15 protein-coding genes are annotated in these 13,443 nt (G+C 66.0%); 8 read left to right on the top strand and 7 right to left on the bottom strand.

Annotated features, from left to right (window positions below; translation table 11 throughout):
- Nucleotides 1-150: 150 nt before the first annotated feature.
- Nucleotides 151-546 (bottom strand): thioesterase family protein, encoded by a 396-nt coding sequence (locus H7X47_RS00905; protein ID WP_319633501.1) that lies wholly within the window; start codon nt 544-546, stop codon nt 151-153.
- Between the two features lie 228 nt (nt 547-774).
- Between H7X47_RS00905 and H7X47_RS00900 the strand changes: the two genes are divergently transcribed.
- From H7X47_RS00900 to H7X47_RS00875, 6 genes are all read left to right on the top strand, one after another.
- The gene (locus H7X47_RS00900; protein WP_193366728.1) at nt 775-1,725 is read left to right on the top strand and encodes a LysR family transcriptional regulator; all 951 of its coding nucleotides are present in this window, start codon (nt 775-777) and stop codon (nt 1,723-1,725) included.
- A gap of 172 nt (nt 1,726-1,897) precedes the next feature.
- Nucleotides 1,898-2,908 carry a tripartite tricarboxylate transporter substrate binding protein gene (locus H7X47_RS00895; protein WP_193366727.1) on the top strand — a complete coding sequence of 337 codons (1,011 nt, stop codon included), beginning with the start codon at nt 1,898-1,900 and terminating at the stop codon, nt 2,906-2,908.
- 73 nt (nt 2,909-2,981) lie between these two features.
- Nucleotides 2,982-3,476 carry a tripartite tricarboxylate transporter TctB family protein gene (locus H7X47_RS00890; protein ID WP_193366726.1) on the top strand — a complete coding sequence of 165 codons (495 nt, stop codon included), beginning with the start codon at nt 2,982-2,984 and terminating at the stop codon, nt 3,474-3,476.
- A 1-nt stretch (nt 3,477) separates the two neighbouring features.
- Nucleotides 3,478-5,001 carry a tripartite tricarboxylate transporter permease gene (locus tag H7X47_RS00885; RefSeq protein WP_193366725.1) on the top strand — a complete coding sequence of 508 codons (1,524 nt, stop codon included), beginning with the start codon at nt 3,478-3,480 and terminating at the stop codon, nt 4,999-5,001.
- Nucleotides 4,998-5,819 (top strand): shikimate dehydrogenase family protein, encoded by an 822-nt coding sequence (locus H7X47_RS00880; RefSeq protein ID WP_193366724.1) that lies wholly within the window; start codon nt 4,998-5,000, stop codon nt 5,817-5,819. Before H7X47_RS00885 ends, H7X47_RS00880 begins: the two co-directional genes overlap by 4 nt.
- Nucleotides 5,816-7,705: a bifunctional sugar phosphate isomerase/epimerase/4-hydroxyphenylpyruvate dioxygenase family protein gene (locus H7X47_RS00875; RefSeq protein WP_193366723.1), complete on the top strand. Its 1,890-nt coding sequence runs from the start codon at nt 5,816-5,818 to the stop codon at nt 7,703-7,705. The genes H7X47_RS00880 and H7X47_RS00875 overlap by 4 nt, the downstream gene beginning before the upstream one ends.
- Nucleotides 7,706-7,736: 31 nt before the next feature.
- Here the strand turns inward: H7X47_RS00875 and H7X47_RS00870 are convergent, their stop codons facing one another.
- Nucleotides 7,737-8,402: a 2OG-Fe(II) oxygenase family protein gene (locus H7X47_RS00870; RefSeq protein ID WP_193366722.1), complete on the bottom strand. Its 666-nt coding sequence runs from the start codon at nt 8,400-8,402 to the stop codon at nt 7,737-7,739.
- 147 nt (nt 8,403-8,549) lie between these two features.
- Here H7X47_RS00870 and dapB point away from each other — a divergent pair, with 147 nt between their 5' ends.
- Nucleotides 8,550-9,365, top strand: a complete 816-nt coding sequence (gene dapB, locus H7X47_RS00865; RefSeq protein ID WP_193366721.1) for a 4-hydroxy-tetrahydrodipicolinate reductase — start codon at nt 8,550-8,552, stop codon at nt 9,363-9,365.
- 131 nt (nt 9,366-9,496) lie between these two features.
- Here dapB and H7X47_RS00860 read toward each other — a convergent pair whose 3' ends face one another.
- Nucleotides 9,497-10,048: a DUF2244 domain-containing protein gene (locus tag H7X47_RS00860; RefSeq protein WP_193366720.1), complete on the bottom strand. Its 552-nt coding sequence runs from the start codon at nt 10,046-10,048 to the stop codon at nt 9,497-9,499.
- 58 nt (nt 10,049-10,106) lie between these two features.
- Nucleotides 10,107-10,445, bottom strand: coding sequence for a hypothetical protein (locus H7X47_RS00855; RefSeq protein ID WP_193366719.1), 339 nt, complete (start codon nt 10,443-10,445; stop codon nt 10,107-10,109).
- A 38-nt stretch (nt 10,446-10,483) separates the two neighbouring features.
- Here H7X47_RS00855 and nth point away from each other — a divergent pair, with 38 nt between their 5' ends.
- Entirely contained in the window at nt 10,484-11,221 is a 738-nt protein-coding gene (nth, locus tag H7X47_RS00850) for an endonuclease III (RefSeq protein WP_193366718.1), read from the top strand.
- A 167-nt stretch (nt 11,222-11,388) separates the two neighbouring features.
- Here nth and H7X47_RS00845 read toward each other — a convergent pair whose 3' ends face one another.
- The 3 genes from H7X47_RS00845 to H7X47_RS00835 all read right to left on the bottom strand — a co-directional run bounded on the left by H7X47_RS00845 (nt 11,389) and on the right by H7X47_RS00835 (nt 13,439).
- Nucleotides 11,389-11,862: a hypothetical protein gene (locus tag H7X47_RS00845; protein WP_193366717.1), complete on the bottom strand. Its 474-nt coding sequence runs from the start codon at nt 11,860-11,862 to the stop codon at nt 11,389-11,391.
- Between the two features lie 39 nt (nt 11,863-11,901).
- Complete coding sequence (locus H7X47_RS00840; RefSeq protein WP_193366716.1) at nt 11,902-12,561, bottom strand: bactofilin family protein; 660 nt, start codon at nt 12,559-12,561, stop codon at nt 11,902-11,904.
- Between the two features lie 161 nt (nt 12,562-12,722).
- Entirely contained in the window at nt 12,723-13,439 is a 717-nt protein-coding gene (locus H7X47_RS00835; RefSeq protein WP_193366715.1) for an EI24 domain-containing protein, read from the bottom strand.
- Nucleotides 13,440-13,443: the final 4 nt, after the last annotated feature.

Below are 13,443 nucleotides of genomic sequence, written 5' to 3'. Positions count from 1 at the left end.
CCACAAGGACCATCGCGACCTCCGTGCGGCAAGCCTCGCACCTGGGACCCATGACTTCGTTGGCACTCATCACTCAATCGATCCTGAACGCCACTCTAGGCGACCCAGCCAGCCTTGGGGAGGCAAGCAAATGTTTGACCAATTCAGCCTTCAGCGTTTCGCCTTTTCATCAACGCGCTTCTGGAAGGACGCGCCGGTGACGACGACGCGCTCGTGCTTGCCCTCGCCGATCAGGTCCATCTCGTCGCGCGCCTCGACGGCGAAGAGCAGCTTGCGGCCGTCGACCTCGATCAGTTTGGCCTCTGCCTTCACCGTCATGCCGACCGGCGTCGCCGCGATGTGCGTCACGTCCAGGTGCGTGCCCAGCGACTGCTTGCCCTCGGGCAGCAGGTGCTCGATCGCGGCCAGCGCGGCCTCCTCGATCAGGGTGATCATCTTGGGTGTCGCCAGCACGGCGATGCGGCCCGAGCCGATGCGCGGCGCGGTGTCGCTCGTCCCCACCACCATCTCCGCGTGGCCGGTCAGTCCAGGCTCGATCTTGTCCACTGAAGGGGGCTTCCTTTCGTCCGGGGCGCCTGCCGGCCAGTCTAGCCGACATTGAGGCGACAATGCCTGCTTTTTCATATACTTGGTCTGCTCGCCGGACCAAGCTGCGAGCTGCGTACCACGCCGCATTCTTGTCCCTCCTGCCGTTGCCCCCTTACCATGGCGCCAAGGCCGCCGGAGACCGCAGGACACGCGGCAGCAGGGGGCGAGGGAGGAGCCGGATACCGCATGCCCTTGGAGAAATCCCTGACGTTGAGGCAGATCGAGGTCATTCGCGCGGTCATGGTCAGCGGGTCCATCGCCGGTGCAGCGCGGCTGCTGAACGTCTCGCAGCCCGGTGTCAGCCGCACCATCAAGCATCTGGACTCGGTCCTCGGCATAAAGCTCTTCATGCGCCAGGGCGGTCGTTTCGTACCGACGCCTGAGGCGCTCGGCGTCTTCACGCAGTTGCAGGAGGTGCACAAGAAGCTCAATGACCTGCAGTTCGCCTTGACGCAGCTCGGCCGCGGCCAGGACGTCGAACTCTCCATCGGCTCGGTACCCAGCATTGCCCATGTGATGGTTCCGCGGGCCACGGCAACCCTCAAGCGGCTCTTTCCGGACATCCGCTTGAACATCGAACTGCTGAAGATCGAGGAGGCGATCGATTTCCTGATGCTGGACCGCGGAGAGCTGGTCTGCATGAGTTATCGCTTCGACCACCCCTCCATCGATTTTCTGCCCTTGGCGACCGGCCGCCTGGTCTGCATCGCCGGGCGCGAAAGCGCGCTGGCCAAGTTGGATTCGGTCACGCCGGCGGACATCGTGCAGCATCCCCTCATCGGCATCGATCCCAAGGATCCCTATGGTGCGATCATGGCGCGGATCTTCGACGAACACGGCCTCGACTACGACATCGGTATCCGCGCCCGCTTCGGCACCACGGTGGTGCAACTGGTCAAGCAGAACCTGGGGATCGCCGTCATCGACAGCTTTACCATCGCCGACGTCCTTGAACAGCAGGAAGATGGCGACGGCGTTTCAGGGGTGGCAGTGCTGCCGATCCGCGCGCAGACTGATTTCGAAACCTACGTGGCCGTGCGCAAGGACGTGGAGCTCTCGGGCTTTGCCGAACGGTTCGTGGCGTTTTTGAAGGCAGAGATGGCCAGGGGGGGACCGCCGACGGCAGAACATCTATAACATAATGGTATGTTTTGGTGATATTTTGGTATTTGAGTTAATTTCAGATGTTTGCCATCTATGGACGCTCAGATGGCGCTGACTCTCATTGGAGCCGCGCTGGCGCACCGGGATCCTTTCCCATGGAGCCGGTCAACGAATAGGGCGGCGAAGCCGCCACTGGGAGGAAAACATGACCTGTAAGCTTTTCGGAGCGCTTGCTGCGCTCACCCTTGCGGCTGGCATGGCTGCGTCCAGCCTGGCCCTGGCGGCCGACTATCCCGAACGTGAAGTCCTGGGCGTCGTCATGTGGGGCGCCGGCGGCGCCACCGACACCGTTGCGCGGGCGGTCAACCCGGCTGCCGAAGAAGCGCTCGGCAAGCCCATCGTGGTGCTGAACAAGTCCGGCGGTGCCGGCGCAATCTCCACCGCCTATGTGAACGCGGCTCCGGCCGACGGCTATACCTTCCTCTACGGTGCGGAGAACCCGCAGCTTCACCCGGTGATGGGTGTTTCCCAGCTGGACTACTCAGCCTTCTACCCGGTCAACATCCTGGGCCGTGGCGTGGCGGTCATCGTCGTCCCGGCGGACTCCAAGTACCAGTCGATGGAAGATCTGCTGGCCGACATCAAGGCCAATCCCGGCCAGGTGAAGATGGGCTCCACCGGGCCGGGCGGCCTGCCCAGCACGGTCGGCGCGCTGGTGAAGAACGCCATTCCCTTCGACGTGATCCCGATCCCCTTCGACGGTGAAGGGCCGGGACTCACCGCGATGCTGGGCGGCGAGGTCGCCTTCATGCCCGCCGGGATCTCTGCGGCGGCCGAGCACATCAAGGCCGGCAAGATGCGCGCCCTGGCGGTGGTGAACGGCGAGCCGGTGGACTCCCTGCCCGGCGTGCCGGCGATCACCGACGCGGTGCCCTCGATGGCGAAGTTCCTGCCCTGGGGTCCCTTCTACGGCGTCTTCGTGAAAAAGGACGTGCCGGACGACGTGAAGTCGAAGCTGGTTTCCGCTTTCGCCACGGCGGCGAAGAGCGCGGAGTTCCAAACCCTGATGGGGAACCGCGGCAACGTCGTGATGAACATCTCCGGCGACGAGGCGGAGGCGTTCCTGACGAAGTGGCAGCAGGTCACCGCCTGGGCGCTGCAGGATACCGGCGCGGCCAAGGTCAGCCCGGAGAGCCTGGGCATTCCCCGTCCCTGACGGGGCCGAGAGAGCCGGCCCCCTCGCCTCGGGGGCCGGCTCCGGCATCAGAGTGAGAGCGGAGAAGCGCGTCATGCAGAGCGGCTCCTCACGGCGGCCAGGCGAATTGGTCTTTGCTGTAGTGCTTTTGGCCTTCAGTCTTGCCGCTTTCTGGCAGGCTTATGAGATTTCCGGTTTCAGCGGCCTCACCACCGCCGGCGTCTTTCCGATGTTGGCTTCCGGCACCATGGTGCTCGCCGCGCTCGTCATCCTTATGCGCACCGCCGGTCGACGGGGATCCGAAGGCGGCGCCGCAGCGCTGCTCGGCCGTTTCCTGCGCGAAGTGACGCCGCTGCGCCACGCGGCCATGCTGGCGCTTATTCTCGTCTACCTGGTGGCCATGCCCTGGCTGGGCTTCACCGCCAGCTCCGGCTGCTTCCTCTTCGTCTCCTTCGCCTATCTCTGGCGGCGCAGCTTTCTTGTCTCGCTGCTGCTGACGGCCGTCTCCCTGGGAGCGATTTATGTGATCTTCCGCGTCGTCTTCCAGGTGGTGCTGCCCCAAGGCAGCCTGCTGCAAGGGGTGTTCTGAGATGACCGACGCGCTGGCCAACCTCTCGATCTCCTGGTTCGATCCCTGGCTGCTGTTTCTGACCGGCGCCGGGACTTTCGCCGGCATCTATGTCGGCGCGATTCCGGGGCTCTCGGTCACCATGGCCGTCTCAATTCTCATCTCCTTCACTTTCAAGTGGGAGGTCAACGAGGCCCTGGCGCTGATTGCCGGTATCTTCATGGGTGGCGTCTACGGCGGCTCGCGTACGGCGATCCTCCTCAACATCCCCGGCGCGCCCAGCGCCATCGCCACCGCCCTGGAAGGCTACCCCATGGCCCAGCGCGGCGAGGCCGGCGAGGCAATCGGCCTGACCACCGTGATGTCGGTCTTCGGCGGTTTCATCGGCATCCTGGCGCTGGCGCTCTTCGCGCCGGTGATCTCCAGCTTCGCACTGCAGTTCAATTCGCGCGACTACCTGCTGCTGGGCCTTATCGGTATCCTGCTGGTCGGCACGCTGTCCGGCGAGAGTTTCGCCAGGGGCGTCTTTGCCGGCGCGCTGGGTGTGCTCATCGGCATGGTCGGGCTCGATCCCATGACGGCGGAGGGCCGCTTCACCTTCGGCTCGATCACACTGATGGGCGGCATCCCTTACGTGGCCGCGATGATCGGCTTCTTCGGCGTTGCCGAGGCGCTGGTCCAGCTGCACAGCCTTCATGTGCCCGCGATCAAGCAAAAGGTCGAGCGTATCATCCCGCATCCCGCCGACGTGAAGCGGTACTTTGGCTTAGCGATGCGTGCTTCGGGCATCGGCACCATCATCGGTGCCCTGCCCGGCACCGGCGGCGACATTGCCGCGCTGCTGGCCTACGATCATGCCAAGCGGTCGACCAAGAGGCCGGAGGTGCCCTTCGGCCAAGGCTGCAAGGAGGGCCTAGTCGCGCCGGAGGCGGCGAACAACGCGGCGGTCGGCGGCGCCTTCATCCCCATGCTGACACTCGGCATTCCCGGCGACGCGGTCACCGCGGTGATCATCGGCGCCCTCTTCATCCATGGCCTGAAGCCGGGTCCGCTGCTGCTGGTGGAAACGCCGCACCTGTTCTGGTTTACCGTCGGCAACCTGGTGCTGGCCAACATCTTTCTGCTGATCTTCGGGCTTACCGGCATCCGCCTCTTCGCTAAGATCGTCGAGTGTCCCAAGGCCATCCTCTTTCCGCTGATCGTCGTGCTCTCCGCCGTCGGCACCTACGCGATCCAGAACAACCCGGCCCATATCTACTGGATGCTGGGCTTCGGCGTGGTCGGCTACTTCATGAAGATCTACGGCTTCCAGGTCGGCCCGGTGATCCTGGGCGTGATCCTGGGGCCGATGATGGACGCCAACTACCGCCGCGCGATGATCGGCGCCCAGAGCGACATCGGCCTCTTCCTCTGGGACTTCGTCTCCCACCCGATCTCGCTGGTGTTGACGGTTTTCTTCATTTTCATGCTGCTGTCGCAGACGCCGTTGGGCCCCTGGGCCAAGGCCCGGCTCTTCGCGAAACGGCCGGATGCCGCCCAGGTATGACGATCAGCGGAACGACGATCTGCTACCCGCTCATAGGCCACCCTGTCGCCCAGGTGCGCACGCCGCCGGCAATCAACGCCTGGTTCTCGGCGCAAGGGGTGGACGCGGCAATGTTCCCGGCCGATATCGTTCCGGCGGCCGTCGAGGCGTTCTTCGCCAGCCTGCGCGGCTGGGGCAACTGCGGCGGCTGTTCGGTGACGGTCCCCCATAAGCAGGCGGCTTTTCATGCGATGGACGAAGTGACCGCACGGGCGCGCCAGGTGGGTGCGGTGAACATCGTCCGCCGCAGACCCGACGGCCGACTGAGCGGCGACATGACCGACGGCCTGGCGTTCGTCGCCGCCTTGCAGACGAAGGGCATCAAACTCAAGGGTGCTTCGGTGCTGCTGGCCGGGGCCGGGGGTGGGGCCGGTCTCGCCATCGCGGCGGCGCTGGCCGAAGCGGGTGTCGCCGGTCTCACCCTGCTGGAGCCGGATGCCGCACGGCGCGCGAAAGCAGCGGCGCTGTTGGCCGGCACGTTTCCAGCGCTGAGCCTGGCGAAGCATGAGGCCGGCTTCGACCTTGCCGTCAATGCCTCGCCTCTCGGCATGCGTCCGGACGATCCCTTGCCTTTCGATCCAGCGTGGTTGTGTTCCGGCGGCATCGTCGCCGACGTGGTCACCAAGCCGGTGATGACTCCGCTGCTGCAGCGGGCGGCCGAGAGCGGCCTGACCATCCAGACCGGCAACGACATGGCGGACGCGCAGCTGCCGTTTCAGATGCGGCACCTGGGGCTGTGGTCCGGCGACAGCGCCAGTGCGGAGGTGGCATCCCTATGAAGACGGCAATCGCAACCGTATCGATCAGCGGCGACCTTGAAGAGAAGCTCTCGGCCATTGCCGCGGCGGGCTTCAACGGCATTGAAATCTTCGAGAACGACTTCCTGGCCTCCGCCGGCTCACCGCGGGAGATCGGGCAGCTGGTTCGCGACTATGGTCTGGAGATTGTGCTGTTCCAGCCCTTCCGCGATTTCGAAGGTATGCCGGAACCGCAGCGCAGCCGCACCTTTGATCGGGCCGAGCGCAAGTTCGACCTGATGGAGGAGCTGGGCACCGACCTTATGCTCGTCTGTTCCAACGTCTCGCCGCTGTCGCTGGGTGGCATTGACCGTGCCGCGGCGGACTTCGCCGAATTGGGCGAGCGTGCCGCCAAGCGCGGCCTGCGCGTCGGCTACGAGGCTCTGGCTTGGGGGCGTCACGTCAACGATCACCGCGATGCCTGGGAAATCGTGCGCCGCGCCGACCACCCCAACGTCGGCCTGATTCTGGATTCCTTCCATACCCTCGCCCGCAAAGTCGATCTCAACAGCATCCGCGCGATTCCCGGTGACCGAATCTTCTTCGTGCAGCTCGCCGACGCCCCGCTGATCGACATGGATCCGCTCTACTGGAGCCGGCACTTCCGCAACATGCCCGGCGAAGGCGATCTGGATGTCATCGGCTTCATGCGTGCGGTGGCGGCGACCGGCTACGACGGCGTGGTTTCTCTCGAGATTTTCAACGACCAGTTCCGCGGCGGCTCGCCCAAGACCATTTCCGTGGATGGCCACCGCTCCCTGCTCTACCTGATGGACCAGGTCTCGCGCCAGGAGCCCGGCATCGCCCTTTCGGTGCCCGCTATGCCCGATCGTGTTCCGGTCACCGGCATCGAATTCCTGGAATTCGCCGCCGACGAGCGCGAGGCGGGGGAACTCGCGGCACAGCTGCGTCACCTCGGCTTCCGGCGCGCCGGCAGGCATATCTCCAAGGACGTCGAGGTCTGGCGGCAGGGCAAAATCAATATCGTCATCAATACCGAACGCGAGGGCTTCGCCCATTCCTCCTACCTGGTGCACGGCACCACGGTCTGCGCCGTCGGACTGAAGGTGGAGGACGCGCAGGCAACCGTGGAGCGGGCCCGTGCCCTGGGCGCTGACCTCTTCGAGCAACCGGTCGGCCCGGGCGAGCTGAAGATCCCGGCGATCCGCGGGGTCGGCGGCGGCGTGATTTATTTCCTCGACGACCGCAGCGAACTCTCCCGCGTCTGGGAGATCGAGTTCGATCCGACCGCCGAAGAAGCCGGCGGGGAAGCGGGGCTTCTTTCCGTCGATCACCTGGCCCAGACCATGAACTATGAGGAGATGCTAACTTGGCTGCTCTTCTATACCTCGATCTTCGCCACCCATAAGACCCCGATGGTCGACGTGGTCGACCCCGCCGGCCTGGTGCGCAGCCAGGTCATTGAGAACGCCGAGGGCTCGCTCCGGATCACTCTGAACGGGGCCGAAAACCGCCGTACCCTGGCCGGGCGCTTCATCACCGAAAGCTTCGGTTCGGCGGTGCAGCACATCGCCTTTCGCAGCAACGACATTTTCGCCACGGCGGCGCGCCTGGCGGAAGGCGGCTTCACGCCCCTGGAGATTCCCTCCAACTACTACGACGACCTGGAGGCCCGCTTCGCGCTGGACGGGGCGCTTATCAACCGTTTGCGGGCAGGCAACATCCTCTACGACCGCGACAACCACGGCGAATACTTCCAGCTCTACAGCCCGCACTACGGCGAAGGTTTCTTCTTCGAAGTCGTCGAGCGGCAGGGCGGCTATAGCGGCTACGGCGCGGCCAATGCACAGTTCCGCATTGCCGCGCAGAAGCGCGCCATCGAGGCGGTCTCGCCGCCAATCCCCTGAGGCGGCCACGCCGCATTGCATTGCCCCTGCGCTAACCCTGGCGTGGCAGGTAGTCGTCCGACCACTTCAGGGTGGCGTTGAAGGAGATGCTGACCCGCTTCTCATCGGAGAGGTTGGGGTGGACGAAGTGCATCAGGAAGGCCGGCCACAGCAGCAGGTCGCCGGCCTGCGGGCGGTGGGTGAACTCGGCCTCGATCTGCCGGTCGCCGCGGATCGCCGTCATGTTGGCGAAGCCGCGCGGGTCGTAGAAGGTGATGGCGCCGGGGCGCAGGTCCGGCCGGTTCTCCGGCGGCGCCTCCCTGCCCGGCGGCACCGCCACGTAGTAAGTGCCGCTCAGATAGGCGTGGGGATGGTTGTGCGGGTCGTGGTAGTCGCCGCGCCGGTTCACGTTGGCCCAGCCCTGCAGGCCCCAGTTCACCGGGTAGGTCAGTCCGGCCTGCTTCAGGTAGTCGATGATGGTCTTGTTGATGCAGTCGCGCAGCCAGCCGATGGCCGGGTTGTCGACGGTCAGGATGTTGCCGGAGCGGTAGTCGGTGGTGAAGTCCTGCTTTCCCTCGCCGGTCTTCCCGGCCTCCATCTCCGTCACCAGGCGCAGCAGCTCCGCATTGGCCAGGTCGTGGCTTGGCAGACTGCGGCGCAGCAGGGTCGTCGGCCAGAGCCGGACGAAACCGTCGGAATCGAAACTGGGCGCGGGCATGGCGGGGACTCTCTCGGGCTAAACCGCTGGAGGGGCGAGCAAGCCATCGCCCGGCCCCCGCCGTCAAGAGTACCCTGGCGCCTTTGTCCCGGGCGTGAGCCGTGCTAAACCGGCTGCCGCGTAAGAGATTTCCTCGGGAGAGGCGAAATGAACCCCCCCTATCGCGTGGCCGTGGTCGGCTGCGCCGGCCGCATGGGCCGCATGAACCTGGCGACCATCCACGCCACCGAGGGCTGCGTCGTCGCCGGCGGCAGCGACCAGCCGGGCAGCCCGGCCATCGGCGCCGACATCGGCGGCCTGATCGGTGTCGAGCCGCTGGGCGTCACCGTCACCGACGACCCGGTGGAGCTCTTCGCCCAGGCCGACGCGGTGATCGACTTTACGACGCCGGAGGCGACCCGCCGCCATGCCGGGCTGGCCGCCCAGGCGGAGGTGGTCTACGTGGTCGGCACCACCGGCCTGGCGCCCGAGGACCAGGCGGTCGTCGAGCAGGCGGCGATCCAGACCGTGGTCATCCAGTCCGCCAACATGAGCCTGGGGGTGAACCTGCTGCAGATCCTCACCGAGCAGGTGGCCAAGGCCCTCGACGCGGACTACGACATCGAGATCGTGGAGATGCACCACCGCCACAAGGTGGACTCGCCCTCGGGCACGGCGCTGATGCTGGGGCAGGCCGCCGCCGCCGGGCGCGGCGTGAACCTGGACGACGTGGCCTGCAAGGCGCGCGACGGCCAGGTCGGCGCGCGTCCGCGCGGCGAGATCGGCTTCGCCACCCTGCGCGGCGGCGACGTGCCGGGCGAGCACGCGGTGATCTTCGCCACCGAGGGCGAGCGCCTGGAGCTGAGCCACAAGGCAGGCAGCCGCGAGATCTTCGCCAAGGGCGCGCTGAAGGCCGCCCTCTGGGGGCGCGGCCGCCACCCGGGGCTCTATTCCATGCGCGACGTGCTGGGGCTGGCGGACTGAAGCGCAGTTGACCTCGTGCTTTGAGACGCCCCTTCGGGGCTCCTCAGCATGAGGTCAATTTATCCAATGAGCCTCACCCTGAGGAGCGGGCCATAAGGCCCGCGTCTCGAAGGGCGAGGCGAAAAACTTGCTCAGGCGGGCTTACAGGCGGCGCGGGCGCGCACGAGGGCCGCGCGCAGAGCCTCGGCCACCTCGGCGCGCTCCTCCTTGGTCAGGAAGCTGCCGATAGAAAGGCTGCGCCCGTGGGAGCGCAGCACCAGCGGGCTGTCGTGGCGCGGCGGGTCGGCTAGGTCGACCTGCAGCCAGGCGGGCTGGAACTCCCAGCTGCGGCTGCGCCCGCCGGGCCAGATGCGCCGCACGGTCAGGGTCCGGGGCGTCAGGTGCAGGGTCTCCACCAGCCGGCCGCTGCGGTAGTTGATCTTGAAGGCCAGGTAGATCAGCAGCGCGTCGGCGCCCAGGAAGCCGACCACCGGCCAAGCCCCGGCCAGATAGAAGGCCAGGCCGCCGGTGAAGCTGATGGCGCAGACGCCGGCCATAAGCAGCAGGAAGCCGCGCGGCGAGAGGCTGCGGTGTGGGCGCAGCTCGGCGTCGAACAGCGTCTTGTCCCGGGCCTCGGGCAGCAGCTTGCCTTCGGGGCCGAGCCGGGCCGGATCGACGGGCGCGGGTCTGCAGATGGCGGTCATCTAATCAATATAGACAAAGGCCGGAGCTGCTTCAAATGCGCTCGCGGCCTCTCGGGAGCTATACCTCGAAACCGCGTTCTCGGGCTTCCTCGAGCAGCTTGTTCCGCATGTCAGTAAGGAAACGCTCAAGCTTTTCAACGTCAGGATCATAAAACTCGTTGAACTCAGAAAACAGAAGATCTGCGAGAGCTCGCCGCTGTTTGTCATCTGCCAAATTGGCGATCTCCCGCACCAACTCTGCTGCTTTGGGTGAATAGACGTCCCGCCCGTGGACAACGATATCGGTAAATGGATGATCACCAGGTTTTCCGTTCGGCATTTCAAAACCCATCACTGAGCTATTGCGAAGTATTGCGCGTCCACCTGCGGCTTGAAAACGATTGAAGAAGCATAGCATCTTCCCTTCCCGGCATATCTGGCTACACTCGCCGGGCCATGAAAAAAGCCGATATTGTCACCTTCTTCGACCGTCTCGCCGCGGCCCTGCCGGAGCCCAAGGGCGAGCTGGAATACGTGAATTCCTACACCCTGCTGGTGGCCGTGGTGCTCTCGGCCCAGGCCACCGATGTGGGGGTCAACAAGGCGACGGGGCCCCTGTTCAAGAAGGTCACCACGCCCGAGCAGATGCTGGAACTCGGCGAGGCGGGTCTGAAGGACTACATCAAGACCATCGGCCTGTTCAATTCCAAGGCCAAGAATGTCATCGCCCTGTCCCAGATGCTGATCGCCGAGCACGGCGGCGAGGTGCCGGCCGACCGCGACGCTTTGGAGAAGCTGCCCGGCGTCGGGCGCAAGACCGCCAACGTGGTGATGAATATTGCCTTCGGCGAGCCGACCATCGCCGTCGACACCCACATCTTCCGGGTTTCCAACCGCACCGGTCTCGCCCCCGGCAAGACGCCGCTGGCGGTGGAGCAGAAGCTGGAGAAGGTGGTGCCGGAGAACCGCAAGCTGCACGCCCACCACTGGCTGATCCTGCATGGACGCTATGTCTGCAAGGCGCGCAAGCCCGACTGCTTTGCCTGCGTGGTGAACGACCTCTGCGCCTTCAAGGGCAAGACCACCCTGGAGGCGCCGGCCCCGAAGAAGAGGGCGGCGAAGAAGACAACGAAAAGGAAGCCGGCGCCCAAGAAGCCGGCGAAAGCGCGCAAGGCGGCAGTGCGCAAGGCTTAGACGGCTCCCCCCCCTCACCCTCCCGCTTCGCGGGCCCCTCCCTCTCCCACCAGGGGAGAGGGCAAAACAACAAACCCTCTCCCTTGGCGGGAGAGGGTTGTGAAGCCTTAGCGAGATCGAAGATCGCGCTCAGGCGGAGCTGGGTGAGGGGGAGGTGTCGCTCGGCCTTAGCTCACCGGCGCGGACTGGCGGGCGCGCAGCAGCTTGTTGAGGCAGGGGCGCACCTCCTGCACGGCGGCGGAGGTCTCGTCGCGGGCCTCCAGGTAGGACACGGCATAGCGCTGGCCGGCCGCGTAGAGCACCACATCGACGACGCAGCCCGAGGTGACATACTGCCAGATCTCGGCCGGCTCCTCGCGGCGGATCAGCGCCGGGTCGCCCAGCAGGGCCGCAACGCCGCCGCGGTCCAGGCCCATGAACTGCCCGGGATCGTCGTTGATCGGCGGCTCCGGGGCCCGCAGCGTCACCTGCGGCGCGGGCGCCGGCGCCATCGGGCTCGCCGGCGTGGCGGCCGGTTCGGGCGCGGGCGTGGCGGAGGGAGTCGCTGTGGTCTGGGGCGGTTCGTTGCGCGCGGTCTGGCAGGCGCTCACCGCCAGGGCGGTGATCAGCAAAAAGGCGGAGGAACGCAGCAGGCGGCTCATGGAACTTTCCGTCGCTGTAGATGTTTCAGCCCGGGGGGCTCAGCCGAGGCGGCTCTTGCTTTCGGGATCGTTGGCGTGGGCCAGCTTCGGGCCTTCACCGCGCGCCGGGCGGCCATCACGGGCGGCGCCGTCCAGGCTGTCGATGTCGCCGGAAAGCCGCGCGCCGCGCGCCATTTCCAGCTCGGCATAGCGGATCTTGCCGCTGACCCGCCCGGTCGGGGTGATGGCCAGGGTGCCGGTGACGGTCAGCTCGCCCTCGAAGGTGCCGCTGACCTCGCAGTCCTCGACCGTGGCGTTGCCCTTGAACAGGCCGGGCTCGCTGATTTCCAGGCTGTGGCTGTCGCTGAGGTCGGCTTCCACCTTGCCCTCGACCACCAGCTTCTCGCAGGTCTTGATCTCGCCGGCCAGGCAGATTTCGCGGCCGACCACCAGCTTGCGCCCCTCGACGCCGCTGGGCAGGCGTCCTTCCGGGCGCCGCGTGGCGGCCTTGCCGGCGGTGACGCCGCTGGAAGCACTGCCCGCGGGGGCGCTGCCGGCGCTGGCGGCGGTGTTGGCGCCCAGGGGCGTGGACTTGACGGTGGGCGTCACGGTTTGGGGCCGCGCCAGGGCTTCCTCGCCTCCCGGCTGAGCGCCCGCGTCCGCCAGTTGCGGCCCGGCAGGTTCGCTGGGAGAGGTGGGACCTTTGCGTTTGCCAAACATAAACTGTCCTTTCCGGTTGCCCCGCCAGCTTCTGGCGGCCCCTGGCGCCCCCCTGGAAACTGGGCCGCCCGGCTTTGATCCCGCAGTCTAAGGCTCAACCCTTACGATATGGTTGGCGCCTGTTAAGCCTGGTGGCGCCGCCTGGCGGTCACCCGGGATCGTCAGGCGGCCCGCCGGCGCAGGTCCTCGAAAACGTGCAGCATGAAGGCGGTGGCGATGATCGGCGTGATCAGGTTGACCAGGGGAATGGTCAGCAGGAAGGTGATGACCGCCCCCGCCAGGATCACGCGACCCCGGTTATTGCGCCGCAGCCGCTTGGTCGCCGCCAGGTCGAGGCGCCGGACGGCCACCATCTCGAAGTACTCCCGCCCCAGCAGATAGCCGTTCAACAGGTAGAACAGCACTAGGTTGAGCGGCGGTATCCAAATCAGAATCAAGTAAAGGGGCAGGACGAGTAAATTAAGTATTAACGTTACCAGGACGAAAATGACGTTGCCGAGCAGCGCTTCGCTGAGCGGCTGTTCGCGCGCCGGCGCCAGCTCCGGGTAGTAGCGGCGCTCCACGGCCTGGGCGATGTCGTCCAGCAGCATCGCCATGATCGAGACCATGACCGCGGGAAACAGGAAGAAAGAGGCGATGGCGATGGCGCCGATGGCGGCGATGTCGACCAGCCATTCCATGACGCCGAGCCAGAAGCCCTCGCCGGCCCAGTCGCGGACCCAGGCAATCAGCCACTCCCCGGCCCAGTCCAGGGCGAACCAGGAGGCCAGCCAGACCACCACGAAGGTGACAGCCGAATACAGCAGGGAACGGTTGAACACCCGGCGGAAGGCCGGATCGAAGGCTTGGCTGAAAGCGCGGGAGAGCGATTTGAACATGATG

The sequence above is a fragment of the Pelagibius marinus genome (genome assembly GCF_014925385.1).
Lineage (GTDB): Bacteria > Pseudomonadota > Alphaproteobacteria > Kiloniellales > Kiloniellaceae > Pelagibius > Pelagibius marinus.
Note: the sequence above shows the minus strand (reverse complement) of the source record. Positions and strands in the feature narration are given on the sequence as shown.